Genomic DNA, 21,183 nt, shown 5'->3' with positions numbered 1-21,183 from the left:
ACGCAAGCGAGACAGGAATTGCAGCGCCGCTATGAGCGGGTTCAGGATAAATCATGCCCGTTCAGGCAGGGCACAGCGCAGCGTACTCCCGATCAGTGGCGCCCAGGGCAGGGCATTCATCACCGATAAAGTGTCACGCACGCTGGGGACACCGCTTAAAAAGCGGATCAGCCGGTCGGTAGGGGCTTTCTCAAACAGCAGGCGGTAGAACTCGGGGGCGCGTTCGGGATGTTGCGCCAGCGTGCTCATGAAGATGCGATCCAGCTGCAGCAGTATCCGACCGGTAGAGGCGCCCACCGGCGGCTGGCCGGCAAGTAGCGCTTTGGCACATTGATCGGCCCAGCGCTGGATGGCGTGAAAGGCGTAGCCGGTGGCGGCGCGCATGGCGCCGCCGTAGGCACCCGTCACGGCCATCGAGCGGCCATCGGTGCGCGTCGGTGGGGCCATGGGCAGCGTACCGGTTTCACGGCGCAGGGCCTGCCAGTGCCCTTGGCCGAAACGCTCGTTGAGGTGGGCTTCAAGCCTCTGCTCAAGCGTGGTCGGGCTGGTCGGCGGGCGGCCAAAGCGCGTCCATTCAAACAGGGCCTGATCGGGGCTGTAGGGCAGCACATAGAGAAAATCGATGCCGTCCTGCGGATTCTCACCGATGCGAAAATCCATCAGCTCGGCGTGCCGGGGCATGTTGTCTGCCTGCACGTTGATACCGGCAAAATCCTGCCATAGCCAGGGGGGCGCCAGTGGCTTCGGGTGAGGGCGGGTATCGACGCCAAAGCGGGCCTGAACCGTCTCGCCGTTGTCCAGCGTCACGGTCACGCCCTCCTCACGATCTTCGACATTGAGTGCGCGCGCCTGAACCCTTGCGATGCATGGATGGTCATCAATGGCGGTCAGCGTGCGCGTGTAGAAGCGCTCGGCTTCGAGCATTTCATAGGGGTAGCGCCGACTTTCAACGGTGGTGCTGGCCTGATCGGTGTGCAGCGTCAGGGTATGCCAGCGCGCACGCACATCGCCCTGAAAGGGATGAGCGGTGACCGGCCAGCCACACCAGGTGCGGTCATTGGTGTACTCAATGCGCGGGTCGATGATCAGTGTGCGCGGCGCATCGTCATGCTGAGCCAGTCGATAGGCAAGGCTCAGCCCGGCGCAGCCGCCGCCGAGAATCACGAGATCAAACGGCTCAGACTTGTTCATGTATTTCCGGGCCGTGGGCGCCGGGCAGGTCGGCAATATGGCGATGAAGTTCGGCGTCATGGGTATCAAGCCTGCTGCCCACAATGGCGCCACGGCCGCTCAGCCGGCGCGTGGCCAGCCACACCTTGCCGGTCAGCGGCACATGCACACGGCCCTGCCACCAGGCCAGCCTTTCTCGACGCAGGCGAAAGCCAATGGCGCGATAGACATCGGCGGCGACGGCAATGGCGCGCCGGTTCTTGCCCGGGATGCGGTTAAAGCCATCGGCGGCACTGGCATAGTAGGCCTCGGCCCGGGTCAATAGCCGGTCGATGGCGCGAGCGACCCTTGCGCGCTGATCACGGTCGGCGCGGGCGATTTCCTCGGGCGTTAACTGATCGATCCAGTCAGCCGGCAGGTAGCGACGCCCCATGTCGGCATCTTCTCGCACATCGCGGGCAATGTTGGTCATCTGCATGGCCAGGCCCAGATCAATGCCGTGGGGGATGGCGCTGTCATCGGCGCCCACCACCGGGCACATCAAAACGCCCACGGCCCCGGCCACGCCATAGCAGTAGCGCATCAGCTCACGCTCATCCTGAATCAGGGCCGGGCGTTCGACATCGCTGATCAGGGCATCAATCAGCGCCACGGCCGCGCGGGTATCGAGCCCGCGCCGCGTTTGAAGATCGACCAGCACATGAGTGAGCGGGTCATGACCACTGCCGGCCAAAAGCTCGCGACGAACGGTCATCAGCCGCTCATGGGCGCTTTCGTTCTCGGCCTCGGTGGGCATGTCCTGATCGGCCAGATCATCCAGCTCGCGACAGACCATGTACAAAAGCGCCGCATCGTGGGCGTCGTCACGCTCCATGAAGTAGCTGGCAAAGCGAAACGACTTGCCGTGTCGCGCCAGAATGGCTTCGGCACTGGTGTGCTGGGCAGCCTGCGTCATGCGTCGGCGTCCGGCAGCAGGTGATCAACCACTTTGGCGCTGGACAGCACGCCCGGCAGGCCCGCCCCCGGATGCGTGCCGGCGCCGGTCAGATAAAGATTTTCCAGCACTTCGCTTTTGTTGTGGAACCGAAACCACGCCGACTGGCGGAAAATGGGCGCAATCGAAAAGCCGGTGCCGTGCATCGACAGATAGCGCTCGCTGAAATCCTTCGGGGTCATGTGAAAACGAGTGACGATCGATTCACGAAAGCCCGGCATCGTGGTGCGATCGAGCGCATCGATAATGGCATCGCCGAGCTTGTCGCCTTCACGTGACCAGTCCACGTCGCCCTGCAGGTTTGGGACCGGCGCGAGGATGTAGAAGGAATCACAGCCGGGTGGGGCAAAGGAAGGGTCGGTCGCGGTCGGGCGATGGGCGTAGAGCGAGAAGTCGTTGGCCAGTACACGGTGCTCGAAAATATCTTCCAGCAGTTCGCGATAGCGCTGTCCCATCCAGATGGTGTGGTGCTCGGCCTGGGGAAACTGCCGGTTGGTACCGACATAGAGCACGAACAGGCCCATCGAATATTTGGCGCCGGCCAGTTTGAGTTTCGCACTGGTCGAGACCTGGTCCACCATGTTGGTATACAGATGCGCCGCATCGGCGTTGCTGATGACCACGTTGGCCGGCAGCTTCTCGCCGCTTTCAAGTTCCACGCCGTTGGCACGCCCGTGCTCGCTCAGGATGCGCTTGATGGTGGTGCCGGTCTCGATGGTGATGCCCACATCGCGCATCAGCTTTTCCAGCGCCGCCACCAGCGCCCCGGTGCCGCCCATGGGAAAGTGCACCCCCCACTTGCGCTCGAGCCAGGGAATCAGGCCGTAGATGCTGGTCGTGCGAAAGGGGTTGCCGCCCACCAGCAGCGGCGGAATCGAGAAGGCCTGTCGCAGGCTGTCATCCTCGATATGAGCGCAGACCATCTGCCACACCGAGCGATAGCTTTTCAGCCGCAAAAGGGCCGGAATCTGCGCGGCCATGGTGGAGAACTGGTGAAAGGGGCGGTCGGCGAGCTGCTCGAAGCCAATCTCGAAGATCTCCTTCGAGGTCTTCAGCAGATTCTGATAGCCCTGAACATCGCGCTCGTTAAAGCGGCGAATGCTGGCAAGCGTTGCCGACATGTCGGTGCCGTAATCAAAGGTGCGCCCGTCCTGGAAATAAAACTGATACCAGATGTCGAGCGCGACCATCTCGACATAGTCTTCCAGCCGCTTGCCGAAAAGCGCGAAAAGCTCCTCGAACATGAAAGGCGCGGTGATGACCGTGGGGCCGGCATCAAAGCGAAAGCCCTGGTCGGTAAAGACCTGGGCCCGTCCACCCAGCGACGCGCATCGCTCGATCAGCGTGACGTCATAGCCTTTTTTGCGTGCCCGCAGGGCGGCAGCCATACCGCCAAAGCCGCCGCCGATGACCAGAGCACGGCTCATGAGCGCTCACCTGTCACGTTCATCAGCTTCTCCTCGAGTCGATGGGCTTCTTCAATCAGCGCCTGGCCACTGCCTTCGGGCAGGGTGCCCGCCAGATGGCGGGTCCGGCTCAGGTGGTGGCGGCCGTAATCCAGCGCTGAGGCCATGGGCGTGGTATCGCCACGGCTGCCCAGCGCGTGAAGCATATTGCAGGCCCCTTGCTGTTGATCGATCATGTCGCTGTCAAAATCCTCGATATCGTCAATGAGCTGGTAGATCGTGGCAAACGTCAGGGCCGCCTGCCGCGCATTATCGAGCGCGTCATCATGGCCGGTCAGCAGCAGCGGTGCCTCAAGCGCCAGGGCAAATAGCGGGCCGGACTTGCCACAGGCGGCCTGACTGCACTGCTCGAAGTCGGGCTCGGGTGTCATCGCCAGGCTGAAGCACTCGGCCTGACCATAAATGGTGGTTTGTACATGATGGTGCACGCAGGACAGCAGGGCCGGCAGCCTTGATGCGTGAGTAGAAAGCTCTGCCATCAGACCATAGGCTGCCGAGATGAACAGATCCCCCAGACAGATGGCCACCCCTTCGTTCCAGACATTCCAGACGCTTTTCTGGCCGCGACGCATGCTGTCATGATCGAGCACGTCATCGTGGATGAGCGAGGCGTTATGCAAAAGCTCGCTGATGCAGGCACAGATCAGCGCGGACTCATGGGGCAGCCCCAGGGCTTGGCCGGTGTGATAGCCCAGCCGGGCGCGCAGATAGCCGCCCGCCGCGGCAAGGTGGTGGTTGATGGCATCACGAATCATGCCCTGCCGGCCCTCATTGTTGAGTGCCTGTGTCAGGGTGGCGTGAATGTCGTGATTGAGAGAGGCATACGGGGAGTCCTCTACGGGCTGCCGTTCGACGATCGGAGACGTCAGGCCGGTCATGAATTTCTCCTTGTCTGACGCGCGATTGCGGCCGACATCCATTGTTATGGTCACCTGACGGTTGAGAAGGCAAGTGTCAGGTCATTAATTGATTCAAGGCAATAAAAAGGGTGACTCCAGGATAGCTGAAAAGCACAGTGGCTGTCATGGTCGTCGGGCAGCTTTCAGTGTACAGCGCATGGCCAGCACCGTGTCTGGGTGGCGCAGGCGCAGTCGACTTGCCAGGCTCAGTGCACATCAATGATGGCCGGGTCACGCGGATCCGTGCGCACAGGAGACAGCAATGGCCAACCCAACGCTTTTGATTACAGGTGCATCGACCGGGATCGGTGAGGCCAGCGCCCGCCATGCGGCACAGGCCGGCTATAACATCGCACTGGCCGCGCGCAGTACCAAACGTCTTGAAACGCTGGCCGAAACGCTTGATCAGGAATACGGCGTACAGGCGGCGGCCTTCACCTGCAATGTACAGTCCTGGGAGGCGCAGGAGCAGCTGGTGGTTGCGGTGGTCGAGCATTTCGGGGCTCTGGACGCCGTCTTTGCCAATGCCGGCCGTGGTCTTGAAGGGCGTGGCTACAGCGGCAGCGACCCGGAAGAGTGGCGCGAAGTGCTTTTGACCAATGTGCTGGGACCTGCGTTGACAGTCCGCGCGGCCATGGCCGAGCTCAAAAAAAGCCGTGGACATATTTTGATTACGGGCTCCGTGGCCGGGCGTCGGGTCATGCCGGGCTCCTTTTATGGCGCGACCAAAAGCGCCGTACAAAGCATGGCCTATAACCTGCGCGAGGAAGTGAAGGGCAGTGGCATACGTGTCACGCTGATCGAGCCGGGCGTTGTGGATACGCCCTTTTTCGATGAGCCTCAGGACAATGCACTAACCCCGGATGATATTGCCCGATCCGTGATCTTTGCGCTGACTCAACCCAAAAGCGTGGAAGTGCATGATCTGTGCATTCTGCCGACCCCACCGATCGAAGAATAATGTCCTGTTTGAATGGCACTGAGGGTGCGGTGGCAAGATCCCCGTGAAACAGAGCACACGAGACAGGGCGCATACAAGGAATGCGCATAAAAAAAGGGGCGCCAGCAGGCGCCCCTTTTGGTCGCTGACATCCCGGTGTTACAGCAGGGCGTCGAGCTTTTCCGTGAGCATGGCGTTGACCTGCGGCGGGTTGGCCGTGCCGCGGGAGGCCTTCATGACCTGGCCGACAAAAAAGCCGATCATCTTGCCGCGCTTGTCCTCGGTGGCTTCGCGGTACTGGGTGACCTGCACCGGGTTATCGGCAATCACCTGATCACACAGGGATTCGATGGCACCGGTATCGGTGACCTGCTTGAGGCCGCGGGACTCGATGATGTCGTCAGCCGTTTCGCCCTTGCACTCCCACAGATCAGCAAAGACCTGCTTGGCCGCCTTGCCGTTGATGGTGTCATCCACCAGACGGACCAGCAGGCCGCCGAGCTGCTCGGCGCTGACCGGGCTCTCGGTAATGTCCAAACCGTCACGATTGAGTCGACCCAACAGGTCGCCCTGAACCCAGTTGGCGGCCAGCTTGGCATCGCTGCAGTGTTGTTGAACGGCTTCGAAATATTCGGCAAGCGGGCGCGAGCCGGTCAGGACGTCCGCATCGTAGGTCGAAAGCCCGAGCGATTCGACAAAACGCTGGCGCTTTTCGCTTGGCAGTTCCGGCAGCAGCGAACGCTGATGTTCGATATAGGCCTCATCGAGCATCAGGGGCAGCAGGTCAGGGCAGGGGAAGTAACGGTAGTCGTTGGCTTCCTCCTTGGTCCGCATCGAGCGGGTTTCATCCAGATCCGGATTGTAGAGACGCGTTTCCTGAATCACGACGCCACCGTCTTCGAGAATCTCGCGCTGACGCTCGATCTCGAACGCAATGGCTCGCTCCACAAAGCGGAAGGAGTTGACGTTTTTGATCTCGGCGCGGGTGCCCAGCTTTTCCTGCCCCTTCGGGCGTAGCGACACGTTGACGTCGCAGCGCATCGAGCCTTCGGCCATGTTGCCATCGGAAATGCCCAGATAGGTCACGATGGCGTGAATGGCACGGATATAGGCGGATGCTTCCTCGGCGCTGTGCATGTCCGGCTCGGAGACAATCTCCAGAAGCGGCGTGCCGGCCCGGTTGAGGTCAATGCCGGTCATGCCGCTGTAATCCTCGTGCAGCGACTTGCCGGCATCCTCTTCCATGTGGGCATGGTGAATGCGCACGGTCTTGACCGTGCCATCCCCCAGCGTGATATCGACCTCACCGCGCCCGACCACCGGATGCGCCATCTGGCTGGTCTGATAACCCTTGGGCAGGTCCGGATAGAAGTAGTTCTTGCGCTCGAATACCGAGTACTCCGGGATCTCGGCATTGATGGCCAGACCAAAGCGCACCGCCATGGCAACGGCGCTTTCATTGAGCACCGGCAGCGTGCCCGGCAGCCCCAGGTCGATGCCGCAGGCCTGGGTGTTGGGCTCGGCGCCGAAAGCGGTCGAGGCACCGGAAAAGATTTTCGAGCAGGTCGAAAGCTGCACGTGGACTTCAAGCCCGATCACGACGTCCCACTGCATGTTGTTACTCCTTGATCTCGGGCCGGCGCTGATGCCAGTCCGTGGCCTGCTGATAGACATGCGCCACGTTAAGAAGGTGAGCCTCACCGAAATGCGGCCCCAGAATCTGAAGGCCGACCGGGCGATTGTCGGCCAGACCGGCAGGCACGCTGATACCGGGGATGCCGGCCAGGTTGATGGCGATGGTGTAGATGTCCTGCAGATACATCTGCACCGGGTCAGCTTTGGCCCCCAGCTCGAAGGCGGTCGTGGGTGCGGCCGGGCCCATAAGCACATCCACGCGGGCAAAGGCGTCGAGGAAGTCCTGACGGATCAGACGACGAATCTGCTGCGCTTTGCGGTAGTAGGCATCGAAAAAGCCTTCGGAAAGGGTGTGCGTGCCGATCAGGATGCGGCGCTTGACCTCATCACCAAAGCCTTCGGCGCGGGTACGCTTGTAAAGATCCTCAAGATCGACTGGATCCTTGCAGCGGTGCCCAAAGCGCACGCCATCATAGCGTGACAGGTTCGCGGAGGCCTCGGCCGGGGCGATGACGTAGTAGGCCGGAATCGCCATGCTGGTATGCGGCAGGCTGACCTCGATGACCTGTGCGCCCAGGGATTCATACACCCGGACCGCCTCGCGCACCGCTGTCTCGACTTCGGGGGCCAGGCCCTCACCAAAGTACTCGACCGGCAGGCCGATCTTGAGTCCGTTGAGCGGCTTGTTTAGCCCCTGGGTGTAATCGGGCACGTTGCGCGACACGCTGGTGGAGTCCCGCGCGTCATGACCCGCCATGGCGTTCATCAGCATCGCGCAGTCTTCGGCCGTGCGGGCCATGGGGCCGGCCTGATCAAGGCTTGAGGCATAGGCAATCATGCCGTAGCGCGACACGCGCCCATAGGTCGGTTTGAGGCCGGTAATGCCGCAAAACGCGGCCGGCTGGCGGATCGAGCCACCGGTATCGGTGCCAAGCGCCGCCGGAACGAGGCCTGCCGCGACGGCGGCGGCACTGCCACCAGAGGAGCCGCCGGGCACCAGCTTCGGGTTCCAGGGGTTTTTGACCGGACCGTAGTAGCTGTTTTCGTTGGAAGAGCCCATGGCGAACTCGTCCATGTTGGTCTTGCCAAGGCTGACCGTGCCGGCGTGGCGAAGCTTTTCCACCACGGTGGCATTATAGGGGGCAATGAAGTTGTCCAGCATCTTCGAGCCGGCGCTGGTGCGCACACCTTCGGTGCAGAAAATATCCTTGTAGGCCAGCGGCAGGCCGCTGAGAATGCCGGCTTCGCCCTTGTGGCGAAGGGCATCGGCGGCATCGGCCTCCTTGAGGGCCTGCTCGTCGGTGACGGTGATGAAGCTGTTCAGCGCCGGATCAATGCGCTTGATGCGCTCGAGCAGCGAACTCGTCAGTTCACGACTGGAAAAGTCACCGGCAGCCAGGCCGCGGGCCAGTTCGGCAAGTGTCTTGTCATGCATGGGGGCTTGTTACTCCTTGGCTGCCCATGTCGGGGCAGTGTCTCTGTTCTGTCGCATCTCGAACTGGTCAGGCGATGTGAGGCCGATCACTCGACCACGCGCGGCACCAGATAAAGGCCGTCTGCCGTGGCAGGGGCGATGCTCTGAAAGGTCTCGCGGCGGTCGACTTCGATCGCTTCATCGGCGCGCAGGGGCTGGGTGGCATCCAGCGGGTGAGACAGCGGTGCCACGCCCTCGGTATCGATCTCGGAAAGTCGGTCTACCATCTCGAGAATGCGAGACAGATCATCGACATAACGTTCCGCCTGGGCATCACTCACGCCCAGACGGGCCAGATGCGCTGCGCGCAGAACATTGGCGTGTTCAATAGCCATGGCGGTTCTACCTTTGAACAATGCAGGGTGAAATTGCAAAAGCGTGGACGTCCGACTTCCGAGCGGGCTGCATAAAACCAACAAAAAGAAGGGAGGCCACATTGTGGGAAGAAGGTATCATAAGCAGCGACAGCATGGCAGGCGGGCTGCTTGCCGCATCATGACGGCGATGATACCGTTTGCATCCGCACAAGTTCCGGTCTGGCCCAGGTGAAAGACTTTCATGTTTAAACGTTTACGGGGGTTGTTTTCCAGTGATCTGTCGATCGATCTGGGAACGGCCAACACACTGATTTATGTACGTGGTCGCGGTATCGTGCTTGATGAACCCTCGGTCGTGGCCATTCGCCAGTCCGGCAGCATGAGAAGCGTGGCCGCTGTTGGCCTTGATGCCAAACGGATGCTGGGGCGTACGCCCGGCAACATCACGGCCATTCGTCCGATGAAGGACGGCGTCATCGCCGACTTCACCGTCACCGAACAGATGCTGCAATATTTTATTCGAAAGGTGCATCAAAGCACCTTCTTGACGCCCAGCCCTCGCGTGCTGGTGTGTGTTCCCTGCATGTCAACGCAGGTCGAGCGCCGTGCCATCAAGGAGTCTGCCGAAGGGGCGGGCGCCCGTGAAGTCTTTCTGATCGAGGAGCCGATGGCGGCTGCCATTGGTGCCGGCCTGCCGGTCGAAGAGGCGACCGGTTCAATGGTGGTCGATATCGGTGGTGGTACGACCGAGATCGCCATCATTTCGCTGTCCGGCGTGGTCTATTCCGAATCCGTGCGTGTGGGCGGTGACCGATTTGACGAAGCCATCACGGCCTATGTGCGTCGCCATTACGGCAGCCTGATCGGCGAGGCCACGGCCGAGCGCATCAAGGAAGAGATCGGTTGTGCCTGGCCCGGCGGTGAATTGCGTGAAATCGATGTCCGGGGGCGTAACCTCGCTGAAGGCGTTCCGCGCAGCTTTACCCTGAACTCCAACGAGATTCTTGACGCCCTGCAGGAGCCGCTTGCCTCGATCGTGGCCGTGGTCAAGAGCGCGCTGGAGCAGTCGCCGCCCGAGCTGGCCTCTGATATTGCCGATCGCGGCCTGGTCATTACCGGCGGTGGCGGTCTCCTGCGTGATATCGACAAGCTGATTGCCGAAGAGACCGGTCTGCCGGTCATCATCGCCGAAGACCCGCTGACCTGTGTGGCGCGCGGCGGTGGCAAGGCGCTTGAAATGATCGATCAGCACACCTTCGAACTGCTGTCTACCGACTGAAGTCAGCGGCAGCCGGCGCACCTTGTGCCGGCTGCATATGGTTCGCGGGAGGAAGGCCTATCAAACCGCTTTTTTCGCACGGTCCCATTCCCGGCTACCGAATGATCCTGTGCGTCATTCTGGCGTCTTTTCTGATGTTTGCCGATCAGCGCATGAGCTGGATGGAAGATGTCCGTGCCCAGATTTCAACCGTTGTCGCGCCCGTTCAATGGATCGTCAGTCTGCCTGCCCGTGGCCTGAGTCTGGCCTCGCTTGCATTGAGCGATCAGACCCGGCTGGTCAATGAAAATCGCCGCCTTCGCGAGCGGCTTTTGACCCTGTCACAGCGCGTCCAGCGCATGGCCAGTCTTTCCGAGGACAACGTTCGGCTGCGTGAGCTTTTAAAGGCGACGCCGCGCCAGGAGATTCCCTGGATTACGGCCGGGCTTCTGACGCTGGACAATGACCCCTTTCTGCAGCAGATGATCATCGACCGTGGTCAGCAAAGCGGAGTGTACAGCGGCCAGCCCGTGGTGGATTCGGCAGGCCTGGTCGGTCAGATCATTTCGGTGTCGCGCTACTCGAGCCGCGTGCTCCTGATTACCGATGCCAGCCATTCGGTGCCCGTCCAGATCAATCGCAACGGCCTGCGCTTCATTGCTCGCGGCGCCGGCCAGCCCGGTCGCCTGACGCTGGACAATGTGCCCAACAATACCGACATCCGCGAAGGGGACCTGCTGGTCACCTCGGGACTGACCGGTCGTTTTCCCGAGGGCTATCCGGTGGCACGCGTCAGTCGTATCATGCGCAACGCGGGCACGCCCTTTGCCAGCGTGGAAGTGCGCCCCATCGCTCAGCTTGATCGCAGCCGCAATTTTCTACTGCTGTTTACCCATGACCGGCTCAAGCCCAAAAGTCATCAGTTGAGTCAGGAAGCCGTGGATGCGGCCCTTCAGGTGGTGCGTCCGGGTCGTCAGGAGGCGCGCCAATGAGAGGCTATTCGGCAGTCATTCCACTGTCCTTTCTGTGCGCCCTTATTTTGCAGGTCATGCCACTGCCTGAAGAGTGGCTGCTGTGGCGACCCAACTGGGTCGGTCTGGTGTTAATCTACTGGTGCATCATCACGCCGTATCGCGTGGGCGTTTTCCACGGCTTTTTGATCGGTATGCTGATTGATTTGCTGCAGGGAACGCCGCTGGGAGAAAATGCCCTGCTGTATGCCACCATCGCCTTTTTGACGCTGCTGCTGTATCAGCGCATGCGGATTTATGCCCTTTGGCGACAGGCCATGCTGGTTACGATCGTGCTGGCCCTGATGCAGCTGTTCGAACAGTGGCTGCGGGCCATTCTTCTGAGCTCACCCCTGCATCTCGAGTTTGTCTACGCAGCGCTTCTGGGTGGCATACTATGGCCCTGGCTGTTTACCCTGATGCAGGTCGTACGCCGACGCTTTGCTTCCTTTTGATTCTCCGTTCGCTGTTACCGGAATCGTTGCGGTTCGGTGAATCAGGACGCCCTTGCAGCCTCCTTTTTCGGATACTCCATACGCATGCCATCGCCTGATCTGATCCTTGCCTCGGCGTCCCCCAGGCGCCTTGAACTGCTGTCGACCATCGGCGTGTCAGCGCGTGCCTGTCCGGTAGATCTGGATGAAACGCCGCGTTCTGATGAGCCGGCCCTGGACTATGTGGTGCGTCTGGCCCGTGAAAAGGCACTTGCCGGCCAGCAGGTGCTTGCCACGTCACTGCCCGTACTGGGCGGGGATACGGCCCTGTCGCTGGATGGACAGATTCTGGGCAAGCCGGAAAATGATGATCAGGCCCGGGCATGGTTTCGCCGACTGGCCGGACGCTCGCATCAGGTCATCAGTGCCGTGGCCGTGACGGGCCCGGCCGGGCTTCTGGAAGCCTGCGTCATCAGCGATGTTCATTTTCGCTTGATGGCAGAAAGCGAGATCAACGCTTATGTTGGCAGTGGAGAAGGGCGCGACAAGGCGGGTGGTTATGCACTGCAGGGCGCCGGGGCAATGTTTGTCTCGCGCATCGAGGGGAGTTGGTCGGGCATTGTCGGTCTGCCGCTGTGTGAAACGGCGCAGCTGCTCTCCCTGCAGGGCGTGACGCCGTGGCTTGTCGGTCAGGAAGGCAAACAGGAGGGGCGTTGTGAGCGGTGAAATCCTGATCAACATGACGCCCATGGAAACCCGTGTGGCCGTGGTTGAAAATGGCGTGCTGCAGGAGGCCTGGATCGAGCGCGACCAGTGCCGCGGCATCGTCAGCAATATCTATATGGGCAAGGTTGTGCGTGTCCTGCCGGGCATGCAGGCGGCCTTTGTCGATATCGGCCAGAGTCGCACCGCCTTTATTCATGCCCACGAACTGATGCCGGCCGGCCATTCCGGACAGGAAGCTGCGCCGATCCGAACGCTGGTGCATGAGGGGCAAGCGCTGGTGGTTCAGGTCATCAAGGACCCCATGGGGACCAAGGGTGCTCGGCTGACCACCCAGCTTTCCATCCCTTCGCGTTATCTGGTGTATATGCCGGGGGCCGCGTATACCGGCGTCTCACAGCGCATCGAGGATGAGACAGAGCGCGGGCGCCTTCGGGATATGGTCAATGCCCAGGCCGGCATCCGCGACGGGCTGGTCGGCGGCTTTATCATTCGCACGGCAGCTGAAGGGGTCGATGAGCAATCGCTGGCCGCCGACATGCAGTTTCTGCTCAGGCTGTGGCGCAAGATTGAAGTGGCGCGACGCGAAACGAAGGCGCCGGCGGTGCTCTATGAGGACCTGGCGCTGCCGACCCGCACGCTTCGCGATGTCATGCGCGAGGGTATCGAGCGGATCCGGATCGACTCGCGGGAAAACCATGATCGCCTGTGTGATTTCGCCCGGGAGCTGATGCCAGCGCTGGAATCACACATCGAATATTACCCGGGCGAGCGGCCCATTTTTGATCTCTTTTCGGTCGAGGATGAGCTGCAGCGCGCACTGGAGCGGCGTGCCGATCTCAAGTCCGGCGGGTATCTGATCATTGATCAGACCGAGGCCATGACCACCATTGACGTTAATACCGGCGCTTTTGTGGGGCATCGCAATCTTGAAGAGACCATTTTCAAGACCAATCTGGAGGCGGCCACAGCGATTGCCCGACAGCTTCGGCTGCGCAACCTGGGCGGCATCATCATTATCGATTTCATCGATATGCTCGACAGTGACCATCAGCGTCAGGTGCTCAGAGTGCTGGAAAAGGCGCTCGAGCGCGATTATGCCCGTACCCGGCTTTCAGGGGTAACCGAACTGGGGCTCGTTCAGATGACGCGCAAGCGCACCCGGGAGAGTCTGGAGCATGTGCTCTGCGAGGCGTGCCCCGTCTGCAAGGGGCGCGGCACCCTCAAGACACCGGAGACGGTCTGCTATGAGATCTTTCGCGAAATCATGCGCGAGGAGCGAGCCTATTCACCGGAAACCTATCTGGTCATGGCCGCTCAGAGCGTGGTAGACAGACTGCATGAAGAGGAATCAACGGCGGTGGCGGACCTGGAAAGCTTTATCGGCAAGGCCATCCGCTTTCAGGTGGAACAGCACTATTGTCAGGAGCAGTACGACATCGTACTGATGTGATCATGTCTTCGCTGCGAATCCTGATGCGCTGGCTGCTGACTCTGGTGGCCATCATGATGCTGCTACTGGCAGTAGTGACCACGTCGCTACGACTGGGCGTGCTCAATCAGCCGGCCCTTCAGCAGCAGGTGCTCGAATGGCTGGACCTGCCGGCGCAGTATCATGTGCGCTGGCAGGACATGCGTGTCGAGCTGGAAGGTCGCGATCTGGTCGTGGCGCTGAACAATCTTGCCCTGAACGGTGACAAGGGCACGCGCTCACTGGTGTCACTGGGTTCGCTCGAGGCGCACCTTGATGTGCTCGATCTGCTGGCCGGACAGACGCTGACGCTGTCCTCTCTTCATGCCGATAACGCCACGGTCGATCTGTATGAGACCGCGCCGGGCCAATGGGGGTGGGGACCTTCAGCGGAAGATAACGATGATGGGCCCATCGATATTACGCCTGAACGTCTTACGAGCTGGGTCGAGACACTGGTGCGCCAGTCGGCTGACCTTGAAGGCGGTCGCATCAATTTCCATACCCTTGAGCCCGAGCGCCCTGCAGGTGATCCACCCACTGACAGCATTCCCACCAGGCATCCCTCGCTTTTGATTGACCGGCTCGCCATTGGCGGCGCCAACTATGGCTCGCACACGCTGGCAGCCTCGGCCCGCTGGGAAGACGCTGACAAGGAAGGCTTTGGTCTGGCGGGCCGGTTTGATGACCTCTCGTCTCTCAACGGAGAACTCCAGCTCAAGGCCGATGCCGAGCAGACCCGTCGTCTGGTTCATCTATGGCGTGGACTCTGGCCGAATTACGCTTTCGAAAGCGCTCGTGGGCAGGCCTCTCTCTGGGCGGGCTGGCACAAGGGCGACATGACCTCGGCCCGGCTGTCGCTGGGGGTGGCGGAGCTCTCCGGCAGTCATCATGGGGCGCCCTTTACCCTTGATAACATGACGCTGGAAGCCAACCTTGAACAGGGTGCGAACAAGCGCTGGCACGGCAGCATCGAACAACTCGGACTCTCGCGTGACGGTCAGGCGCTGACCCTGCTGCCCAGGGCGGCCAGTCTTGAGGCCTCGGAAAACTTTTCCGACTTCAGCGTCATAACCACCCCTTTTATGCTTGACGATGTGACGACCATCTCGGATCTCGTGCCGCTGCCGGATGGCGAAAGTCGCCGGATGCTTTCCGGGATGGCGCTCAAAGGGCGTGTGGAAGGGGCTTCCATTCGCCGCACGGCAGGTGGTCCCATTGAAACACGCGTATCACTTCGAGACGTTTCGGGTCAGCCGGTGCAGCAGATTCCCGGGTTCGGTCCGGTCGATGGCTGGCTGACGGCGCAAGGGCTGGACGCTCGGATGCAGTTTGGCGCGGCGCATACCGTGTTGAACCTGCCAAAAGTCTTTTTAACGCCCTGGGCGCTTGAAAATGTCAGCGGACAGCTTTCCTTTAAAGTCGGCGATGATGGCGAGATTCACTTTGGTGGCCGCGACATCAAACTGGAACATCGCGGTGCCCATGCTCAGGGTGACTTTGCTTTGACGGCGCCGCCGGGCAAGCCGGAACGCTTTGACATGAATGTCGCCTTCAACGATGTTTCCACCGAAACCCCCCGTGAGTGGCTGCCCGTCAACGCCATCGACGACCCCGAAGTGCGCATCTGGCTGGACAAGCGCATTCATCGCGCCGACATCCCCGAAGGCAACGTGGCGCTGCGGCTGTTGTTCAATGATGACCAGCCCCGGGCACCCGATGAAGACAAGGTCAAGCTGTCGGTCGAGGCGCGCAATGTCAGCATGACCTGGCAAAAAGGCTGGCCGCCGGTCACGGGGCTCGATGGTCGTTTCACGATGGCCGGCAACAATTTTGATGCCGACATTACCCATGCCAATCTAATGGGGATGGTCTCACGCGGTGCAAAGGCGGCGCTTCACGATCAGAAGTTTACGCTTTCGGCGCTGGTGACCGGTGATGCCGGCAATCTGCTGTCACTTTTGCAAAAGGCGCCGCTCGAGGATCCCTCCCTGAGCGAGACGCTTAATACCTGGCGCACGAGCGGTAGTCTGATCGGTTCGGTCAATGTGTCCCTGCCCACCACGGATCCGGAGGCGGTCACAATTAACGGTGATGCGCTACTGGACAGCGGCACGCTGTACTCAAAAGAGTCGGATCTGACCGTCACCGATGTGAAGGGCAAGGCCCATTACGGTTATCGACGTCAGCAAAGCAGCATTACCGGCACGCTGGATGCGCGGGTCTTTGAAGGGCCGGTTCGGGCCCAGCTACACCTGATGGACGGCGGCATCGATATCTCCGGTCATGGCTACGCAGAAGGGGTGGCCGGCTGGCTGGGTCTTGAAAACATTATTCCCATTGTTCATGGCCCGATCGACTATACGGCGCAGATCGCGCTGGGCGACGGCGGGGCGCAGATCCACGTTCAGACCCCGTTAAAGGGGCTCTCGCTGCAATTGCCTCAGCCGTTTCAGAAATCACCCGAAACGACCCTGCCGCTGACGCTGGACGTTGATGTCGGCAGCGGCGCCGGGGAGATGCGAGCCGGAGATCTGGTGCGCGCTCGCTGGCGTCATAACAGTCATCAGGGGCAGGTCTGGCTCGAACAGATGCCGCCCGAGAATATTGGCTGGCCCGACCAGGAACACTGGCAGGTCAACTGGCATGCGGATCGGCTGGATCTGGTGGCCTGGCAGTTGGCGATTTCGCAGCTGTCTGACACGGCCGATGACAACAGCCGCCGTCGGCGCCCGGATGCGCCGTCGCAGAAAATCTCGCCCATTGAGCGCATCTCGGTGGATACTGACTGCGTCCTGTTTGGCGTCACCTGCCTGGGCGACGCTCGCGGGCTGGGACAGGTTCGTGGTAACGACTGGCATGCCAGCGTGGACAGCTCCTTTTTGAACGGTACCGCCGACTGGCGCGACAATCCTGACCTGCCGGTCATTGTGCATATTGACTGGCTGGATCTGACGCCACTGATGACAGAGGTCAAGCGCAGCAGCGAGACGGCCGATGGGAGCGCTGCAGACAAATCACTGACGGCCTATCCGGAAGGGCTGGCAAGTCTCGGCGATGGCGAGTTCGATATTGATCAGGTCCGACTCGATGGGCGGACACTGGGGGGGCTGTCGGGTCGTTGGCACTCCGATGACAAGCGCATTGATATATCGCCCCTGCAGGTTCGCATGAGTGATCTGGATGCCAATGGAGAGCTGGTATGGGAGCGGGCCGGCAGCCTTCCAAGCCTTAGTCGCCTGCGCCTTGAAGCCAAAGCCGGTGATCTGGGCAAGACCATGGCATCGCTTGGAGTTGAAAACGTACTACAGACCGATAGCGGCAGACTTGATACGCAGCTGGCCTGGCCGGGTGCGCCCTGGCAGTTCGATGTCGAAAAAGCCAATGGCAGCGTCAATGCCGATCTGGGCAGCGGGCGATTGACCTTCGTACAGTCGCGCTGGGCGAATCTGGTATCTCTTTTGAACCTCGATAACCTGGTGCGACGGCTTCAGCTCAATTTCTCGGATGTGACCCGCTCGGGGGTTGCCTTCAAGTCGGTCAATGCTCGCACAACGCTGCATGATGGCGTGGTCCGCACGGTTGAGCCCGTTCTCTTTGACGGCTCTGCCACCCATTTTTCAGTGGCTGGACAGGTCGATATACCGGCACGTACGCTCGATGCCCACCTGGGCGTGACCGTGCCGGTGACCCAGAATCTGCCGCTGGCCGCCGTACTGGTGGGCGCGCCTCAGGTGGGCGGTGTGCTTTATTTATTACACAAGCTGTTCGAGCCCTGGTTCGACCGGGTGTCGCAGGTTCATTATCACGTGGCGGGTCCCTGGGAGACGCCACAGGTCAAGCTGGAGCATACGCGCTGATGACAACGCCATCCCTTTCGGACACTCGATCGAACGATGCCCGTGCTCTACTGCTTGAAGCACACGGGCTTGATGATGCTGCTCTTCATGAAGGGCTTGAAAAGGCCATGGGGCCGGGTATCGATTTTGCCGATATCTTTTTACAGCGCAGCTGGCGCGAGTCCTGGGCGCTGGAAGATGGTGAGGTCAAGGATGTTGCCTACAGCATCGACAGCGGGCTGGGCATTCGTGCGCAGCACCATGAGCAGACCGGCTTTGCCTACTCCAATCAGCTGAGCCGTGAAGCCATCGCCAGTACGGCGCGAACCGCGTCACTGATCGTGCGTGCCGGTCAGCGCACGCCGCCGGTCGCCGTCAATGCATCGGTGTCGGTGGTGCCGCGCTATGGCAGTGATAACCCGCTCGATTCGCTGGGCGCCGACGACAAGGTGACCATGCTCAAGCACGCTGACCGGATTGCACGCGCAGCGGACCCGGCCGTGGTCCGGGTCAGCGTCTCATTGAGCGCCTCCTATGACGCCGTCATGGTGCAAAACAGTGACGGCACTCAGGCGGTGGATCTGCGCCCGCTGGTACGTTTTAACGTGTCGGTCATTGCTGCTCGCGATGGTCGGCGTGAACGGGGCAGCGCCGGTGGCGGTGGTCGTTTCTCGTTGACACGGTTTGTGCGTGATGACGTCGCCGAGCAGTATGCCAAAGAGGCCGTTCGTCAGGCGCTGGTCAATCTGGAAGCCATCGATGCGCCGGCCGGACAACTGCCGGTGGTACTGGGCAACGGCTGGCCAGGCGTGCTGCTGCATGAAGCGGTAGGACATGGCCTTGAGGGCGATTTCAATCGACGCGGCAGCTCGGCCTTCAGCGGCCGTATTGGAGAACAGGTGGCCGCCCGCGGCGTGACCGTAGTGGATGATGCCACCTGTGAAGACGGCCGTGGGTCGCTGAGCGTGGACGATGAAGGCACGCCCGGCCAGTACACGCCGCTGATTGAAGACGGTATCCTGACCGGTTACATGCAGGACCGGCTCAATGCGCGGCTGATGGGCATGGCGCCGACCGGCAACGGACGACGCGAGTCCTACGCGCATCTACCCATGCCTCGCATGACCAATACCTATATGCTCGCCGGCGCGTATGATCCTGAAGAGATCGTTGCCTCGGTGGATCACGGCATCTACGCCGCAAGCTTTGGCGGCGGGCAGGTCGATATTACCTCGGGCCGTTTTGTTTTCTCGGCAAGTGAGGCCTATTTGATCGAAAAGGGCAGGATTACCACCCCGGTACGTGGCGCCACGCTGATCGGTAACGGCCCGGAATCCATGGGGCGTATCTCGATGATCGGCAATGATCTGGCGCTGGATACCGGAGTCGGGGTGTGCGGCAAGGAAGGGCAGTCCGTGCCGGTAGGCGTTGGACAGCCCACCCTGAAACTTGATGCCATGACGATCGGCGGCACTGCCGGTTAAAGCCGCCGACCGGATCGGGCGCTAGAGCCCGGCAGTATCGCGAATCAGGCGGAAGAGCTTGCGGGCACTGGCCGGTGGCTTCTCGGCGGCGTTTTCTGCCCGGGCGTTGCGTACCAGTTGTCCCAGTGTCTGGCGATCCACCTCCGGGTATTCGCTGACAAAGGCCGTGATGGTGTCGTTGTCGCCTTCGATCAGGCGGTCGCGCCACTGCTCAAGGTGGTGAAAGCCGAGCTCGCGCTGACGCTTTTCGCGAGACATGGTGTCGAATTCGGCACGAATCTCGTCGAGATATTCATGACGCATGATCTTGCCGACATACTGCATGTGACGGCGTCGCGCTTCACGTGAGGTAATGCGACGAGTCTCATCAATGGCGGCCAGCAGATCATCGGACAGCGGCAGGCGAGCACGCTCTGTCTCGGACATGGCGATAATCTGTTCGCCCAGTTCCTTGAGCTCCTGCGCTTCCTGCTTCAGGCGGGTCTTGTTGGGTCTGCCATTGTCATGATGAAGCGCATCATGCTGGCTATCGGTGTCAGACGACGTCTCCTCAACCGAGGGGGCGCGTGAATTTTTTCGTGGCGACATGCAAGGGCTCCGGCGAGCGAAGGACAAATGAATAAGGTGAACGAGTATATCAGGCTCGTTCCCCCTCCAGGGCAGACAGGAGAGCGCCATGGCGAGCACACTCGATATTGATGATCAGCAGGCGACACTGGAAGCAGCCGTGACGCAGGCACTGGCGTACGCCCGTAACGCCGGCGCCGATGCCTGTGAAATTGGTGCCAGTGTCCAGCAGGGCATGGAAATCAACGTACGAAAGGGCAGCGTCGAGACGCTGGAGATGGCACGTGATCAGGGCATCGGCGTCACGCTGTATCTTGGCCGGCGCCGGGCCAGTGTCTCTAGCAGCGACGCCTCACAGGCCTCTCTGACAGACGCCATCAAGCGTGCGATCGATATTGCCCGCTATACGGCAGAGGACCCGGCCGCCGGGCTGGCCGACCCGGAGCTTCTGGCGCAGGATCTGCCTGACATGGGGGTTCATCACCCCTGGGCGCTGGAACCTGATGACGCGATTGAGCTTGCCAGGCGCTGTGAGCAGGGTGGTTTGTCGGTGCCAGGCATCGACAGCAGTGATGGTGCATCGCTTTCAACCAGTGAAGGGGTCAGCGTCTACGGTAACAGTCATGGATTCATGGGGGTGACGCGCGCCAGCCACCACTCCCTGTCTTGCATGATGATTGCCCGCGATGGTGCCGGGATGCAACGCGATCATGACTACACCGTCAACTGCGATGCCACTCGTCTTCGAGAGCCCGAGACGGTAGGCCACGTCGCTGCCGAGCAGGCCATGGCGCGCCTGGGTGCTAGACCGATGGATACCGGCAGAATGCCGGTGATCTTTACGCCGAACATGGCGCGCTCGCTGATCGGACATCTGCTCAACGCCATTGCCGGGGGGGCCATTTTTCGCGAATCCTCCTTTTTGTGCGACGCGATGGGAGAGTCCCTGTTTCCCGAGTGGCTGAGCCTTGGGGAGCGTCCGCGCGAGTATGGTGCCATGGCCAGCAGTGCCTATGACGATGAGGGGGTCTATACCCGTGACAATGACTTCATTGTGGACGGGCGGCTGGCCAGCTGGATGCTCTCGAGCTATAGCGCCCGGCGGCTGGGGCTGGTCACCACCGGCAACGCTGGTGGGGCGCGCAACGTGCGCCTTCAGGCCGCGCTTACGCCTGAAAAAGCGCTTCTGGGCAGCGTCGAGCGTGGTGTCATGGTGACCGAGTTGATGGGACAGGGCGTCAATACGGTCACCGGAGACTACTCCCGCGGGGCAGCCGGTTTCCTCATTGAAAAGGGTGAAATTGTGGCGCCCGTGGAAGAGTTCACCATTGCCGGCAACCTTCGCGACATGTTCAGCAATCTCGTGGGGCTGGGTGATGACATCGACCGACGCAGCAGCGTGCATACCGGCAGCTGGCTGATCGATGACATGATGGTTGCCGGATAATCAGACAGCCAGGGCCTTCAGGGTACCGTAATGTCCTGAAGGCCCTGTCGTTTTG

Annotated in this window: 17 protein-coding genes; 9 read left to right on the top strand and 8 right to left on the bottom strand. The window is 61.0% G+C overall.

Going from position 1 to position 21,183, the window contains the following annotated elements; all coding sequences use genetic code 11:
* Positions 1–51: 51 nt before the first annotated feature.
* The 4 genes from KSP9073_RS15630 to KSP9073_RS15615 are packed head-to-tail and all read right to left on the bottom strand — an operon-like array spanning position 52 to position 4,508.
* Positions 52–1,191 carry a lycopene cyclase family protein gene (locus tag KSP9073_RS15630; RefSeq protein WP_165814279.1) on the bottom strand — a complete coding sequence of 380 codons (1,140 nt, stop codon included), beginning with the start codon at positions 1,189–1,191 and terminating at the stop codon, positions 52–54.
* Positions 1,178–2,125 carry a phytoene/squalene synthase family protein gene (locus KSP9073_RS15625; RefSeq protein WP_108843873.1) on the bottom strand — a complete coding sequence of 316 codons (948 nt, stop codon included), beginning with the start codon at positions 2,123–2,125 and terminating at the stop codon, positions 1,178–1,180. Before KSP9073_RS15625 ends, KSP9073_RS15630 begins: the two co-directional genes overlap by 14 nt.
* Positions 2,122–3,591, bottom strand: coding sequence for a phytoene desaturase family protein (gene crtI, locus KSP9073_RS15620; protein WP_108843872.1), 1,470 nt, complete (start codon positions 3,589–3,591; stop codon positions 2,122–2,124). Before crtI ends, KSP9073_RS15625 begins: the two co-directional genes overlap by 4 nt.
* Positions 3,588–4,508: a polyprenyl synthetase family protein gene (locus KSP9073_RS15615; protein WP_165814278.1), complete on the bottom strand. Its 921-nt coding sequence runs from the start codon at positions 4,506–4,508 to the stop codon at positions 3,588–3,590. The genes crtI and KSP9073_RS15615 overlap by 4 nt, the downstream gene beginning before the upstream one ends.
* Before the next feature lie 283 nt (positions 4,509–4,791).
* On the opposite strand from KSP9073_RS15615, the gene KSP9073_RS15610 reads away from it, so the two are divergent.
* On the top strand, positions 4,792–5,490 hold the full coding sequence (locus KSP9073_RS15610) for an SDR family oxidoreductase (protein ID WP_108843870.1): 699 nt from the start codon (positions 4,792–4,794) through the stop codon (positions 5,488–5,490).
* Positions 5,491–5,628: 138 nt separating this feature from the next.
* Here the strand turns inward: KSP9073_RS15610 and gatB are convergent, their stop codons facing one another.
* The 3 genes from gatB to gatC form a co-directional block, all read right to left on the bottom strand.
* On the bottom strand, positions 5,629–7,083 hold the full coding sequence (gene gatB / locus KSP9073_RS15605) for an Asp-tRNA(Asn)/Glu-tRNA(Gln) amidotransferase subunit GatB (RefSeq protein WP_108843869.1): 1,455 nt from the start codon (positions 7,081–7,083) through the stop codon (positions 5,629–5,631).
* 4 nt (positions 7,084–7,087) lie between these two features.
* Complete coding sequence (gatA, locus tag KSP9073_RS15600; RefSeq protein ID WP_108843868.1) at positions 7,088–8,539, bottom strand: Asp-tRNA(Asn)/Glu-tRNA(Gln) amidotransferase subunit GatA; 1,452 nt, start codon at positions 8,537–8,539, stop codon at positions 7,088–7,090.
* Between the two features lie 86 nt (positions 8,540–8,625).
* A complete protein-coding gene (gene gatC, locus KSP9073_RS15595; protein WP_108843867.1) occupies positions 8,626–8,913 on the bottom strand; it encodes an Asp-tRNA(Asn)/Glu-tRNA(Gln) amidotransferase subunit GatC in 288 nt (95 codons plus the stop codon).
* A 223-nt stretch (positions 8,914–9,136) separates the two neighbouring features.
* Here gatC and KSP9073_RS15590 point away from each other — a divergent pair, with 223 nt between their 5' ends.
* From KSP9073_RS15590 to tldD, 7 genes are all read left to right on the top strand, one after another.
* Positions 9,137–10,174 (top strand): rod shape-determining protein, encoded by a 1,038-nt coding sequence (locus KSP9073_RS15590; protein ID WP_086623148.1) that lies wholly within the window; start codon positions 9,137–9,139, stop codon positions 10,172–10,174.
* Complete coding sequence (mreC, locus tag KSP9073_RS15585) at positions 10,171–11,145, top strand: rod shape-determining protein MreC (RefSeq protein ID WP_341476572.1); 975 nt, start codon at positions 10,171–10,173, stop codon at positions 11,143–11,145. Before KSP9073_RS15590 ends, mreC begins: the two co-directional genes overlap by 4 nt.
* On the top strand, positions 11,142–11,618 hold the full coding sequence (mreD, locus tag KSP9073_RS15580; protein ID WP_108843865.1) for a rod shape-determining protein MreD: 477 nt from the start codon (positions 11,142–11,144) through the stop codon (positions 11,616–11,618). The genes mreC and mreD overlap by 4 nt, the downstream gene beginning before the upstream one ends.
* An 84-nt stretch (positions 11,619–11,702) precedes the next feature.
* Positions 11,703–12,323: a Maf family protein gene (locus KSP9073_RS15575; RefSeq protein WP_108843999.1), complete on the top strand. Its 621-nt coding sequence runs from the start codon at positions 11,703–11,705 to the stop codon at positions 12,321–12,323.
* Complete coding sequence (gene rng / locus KSP9073_RS15570) at positions 12,313–13,773, top strand: ribonuclease G (RefSeq protein ID WP_108843864.1); 1,461 nt, start codon at positions 12,313–12,315, stop codon at positions 13,771–13,773. Before KSP9073_RS15575 ends, rng begins: the two co-directional genes overlap by 11 nt.
* Positions 13,774–13,775: 2 nt before the next feature.
* Positions 13,776–17,651: a YhdP family phospholipid transporter gene (locus KSP9073_RS15565; RefSeq protein WP_108843863.1), complete on the top strand. Its 3,876-nt coding sequence runs from the start codon at positions 13,776–13,778 to the stop codon at positions 17,649–17,651.
* Positions 17,651–19,114: a metalloprotease TldD gene (gene tldD / locus KSP9073_RS15560; RefSeq protein WP_108843862.1), complete on the top strand. Its 1,464-nt coding sequence runs from the start codon at positions 17,651–17,653 to the stop codon at positions 19,112–19,114. Before KSP9073_RS15565 ends, tldD begins: the two co-directional genes overlap by 1 nt.
* Positions 19,115–19,135: 21 nt before the next feature.
* Here the strand turns inward: tldD and yjgA are convergent, their stop codons facing one another.
* Positions 19,136–19,702, bottom strand: a complete 567-nt coding sequence (gene yjgA, locus KSP9073_RS15555; protein WP_108843861.1) for a ribosome biogenesis factor YjgA — start codon at positions 19,700–19,702, stop codon at positions 19,136–19,138.
* Positions 19,703–19,790: 88 nt separating this feature from the next.
* Between yjgA and pmbA the strand changes: the two genes are divergently transcribed.
* Positions 19,791–21,128 carry a metalloprotease PmbA gene (pmbA, locus tag KSP9073_RS15550; RefSeq protein ID WP_108843860.1) on the top strand — a complete coding sequence of 446 codons (1,338 nt, stop codon included), beginning with the start codon at positions 19,791–19,793 and terminating at the stop codon, positions 21,126–21,128.
* Positions 21,129–21,183: the final 55 nt, after the last annotated feature.

It is taken from the genome of Kushneria phyllosphaerae, assembly GCF_900312995.1.
Taxonomy (GTDB): domain Bacteria; phylum Pseudomonadota; class Gammaproteobacteria; order Pseudomonadales; family Halomonadaceae; genus Kushneria; species Kushneria phyllosphaerae.
The sequence above is the reverse complement of the archived record's forward strand: the minus strand, read 5'-3'. Positions and strand labels throughout refer to the sequence as shown.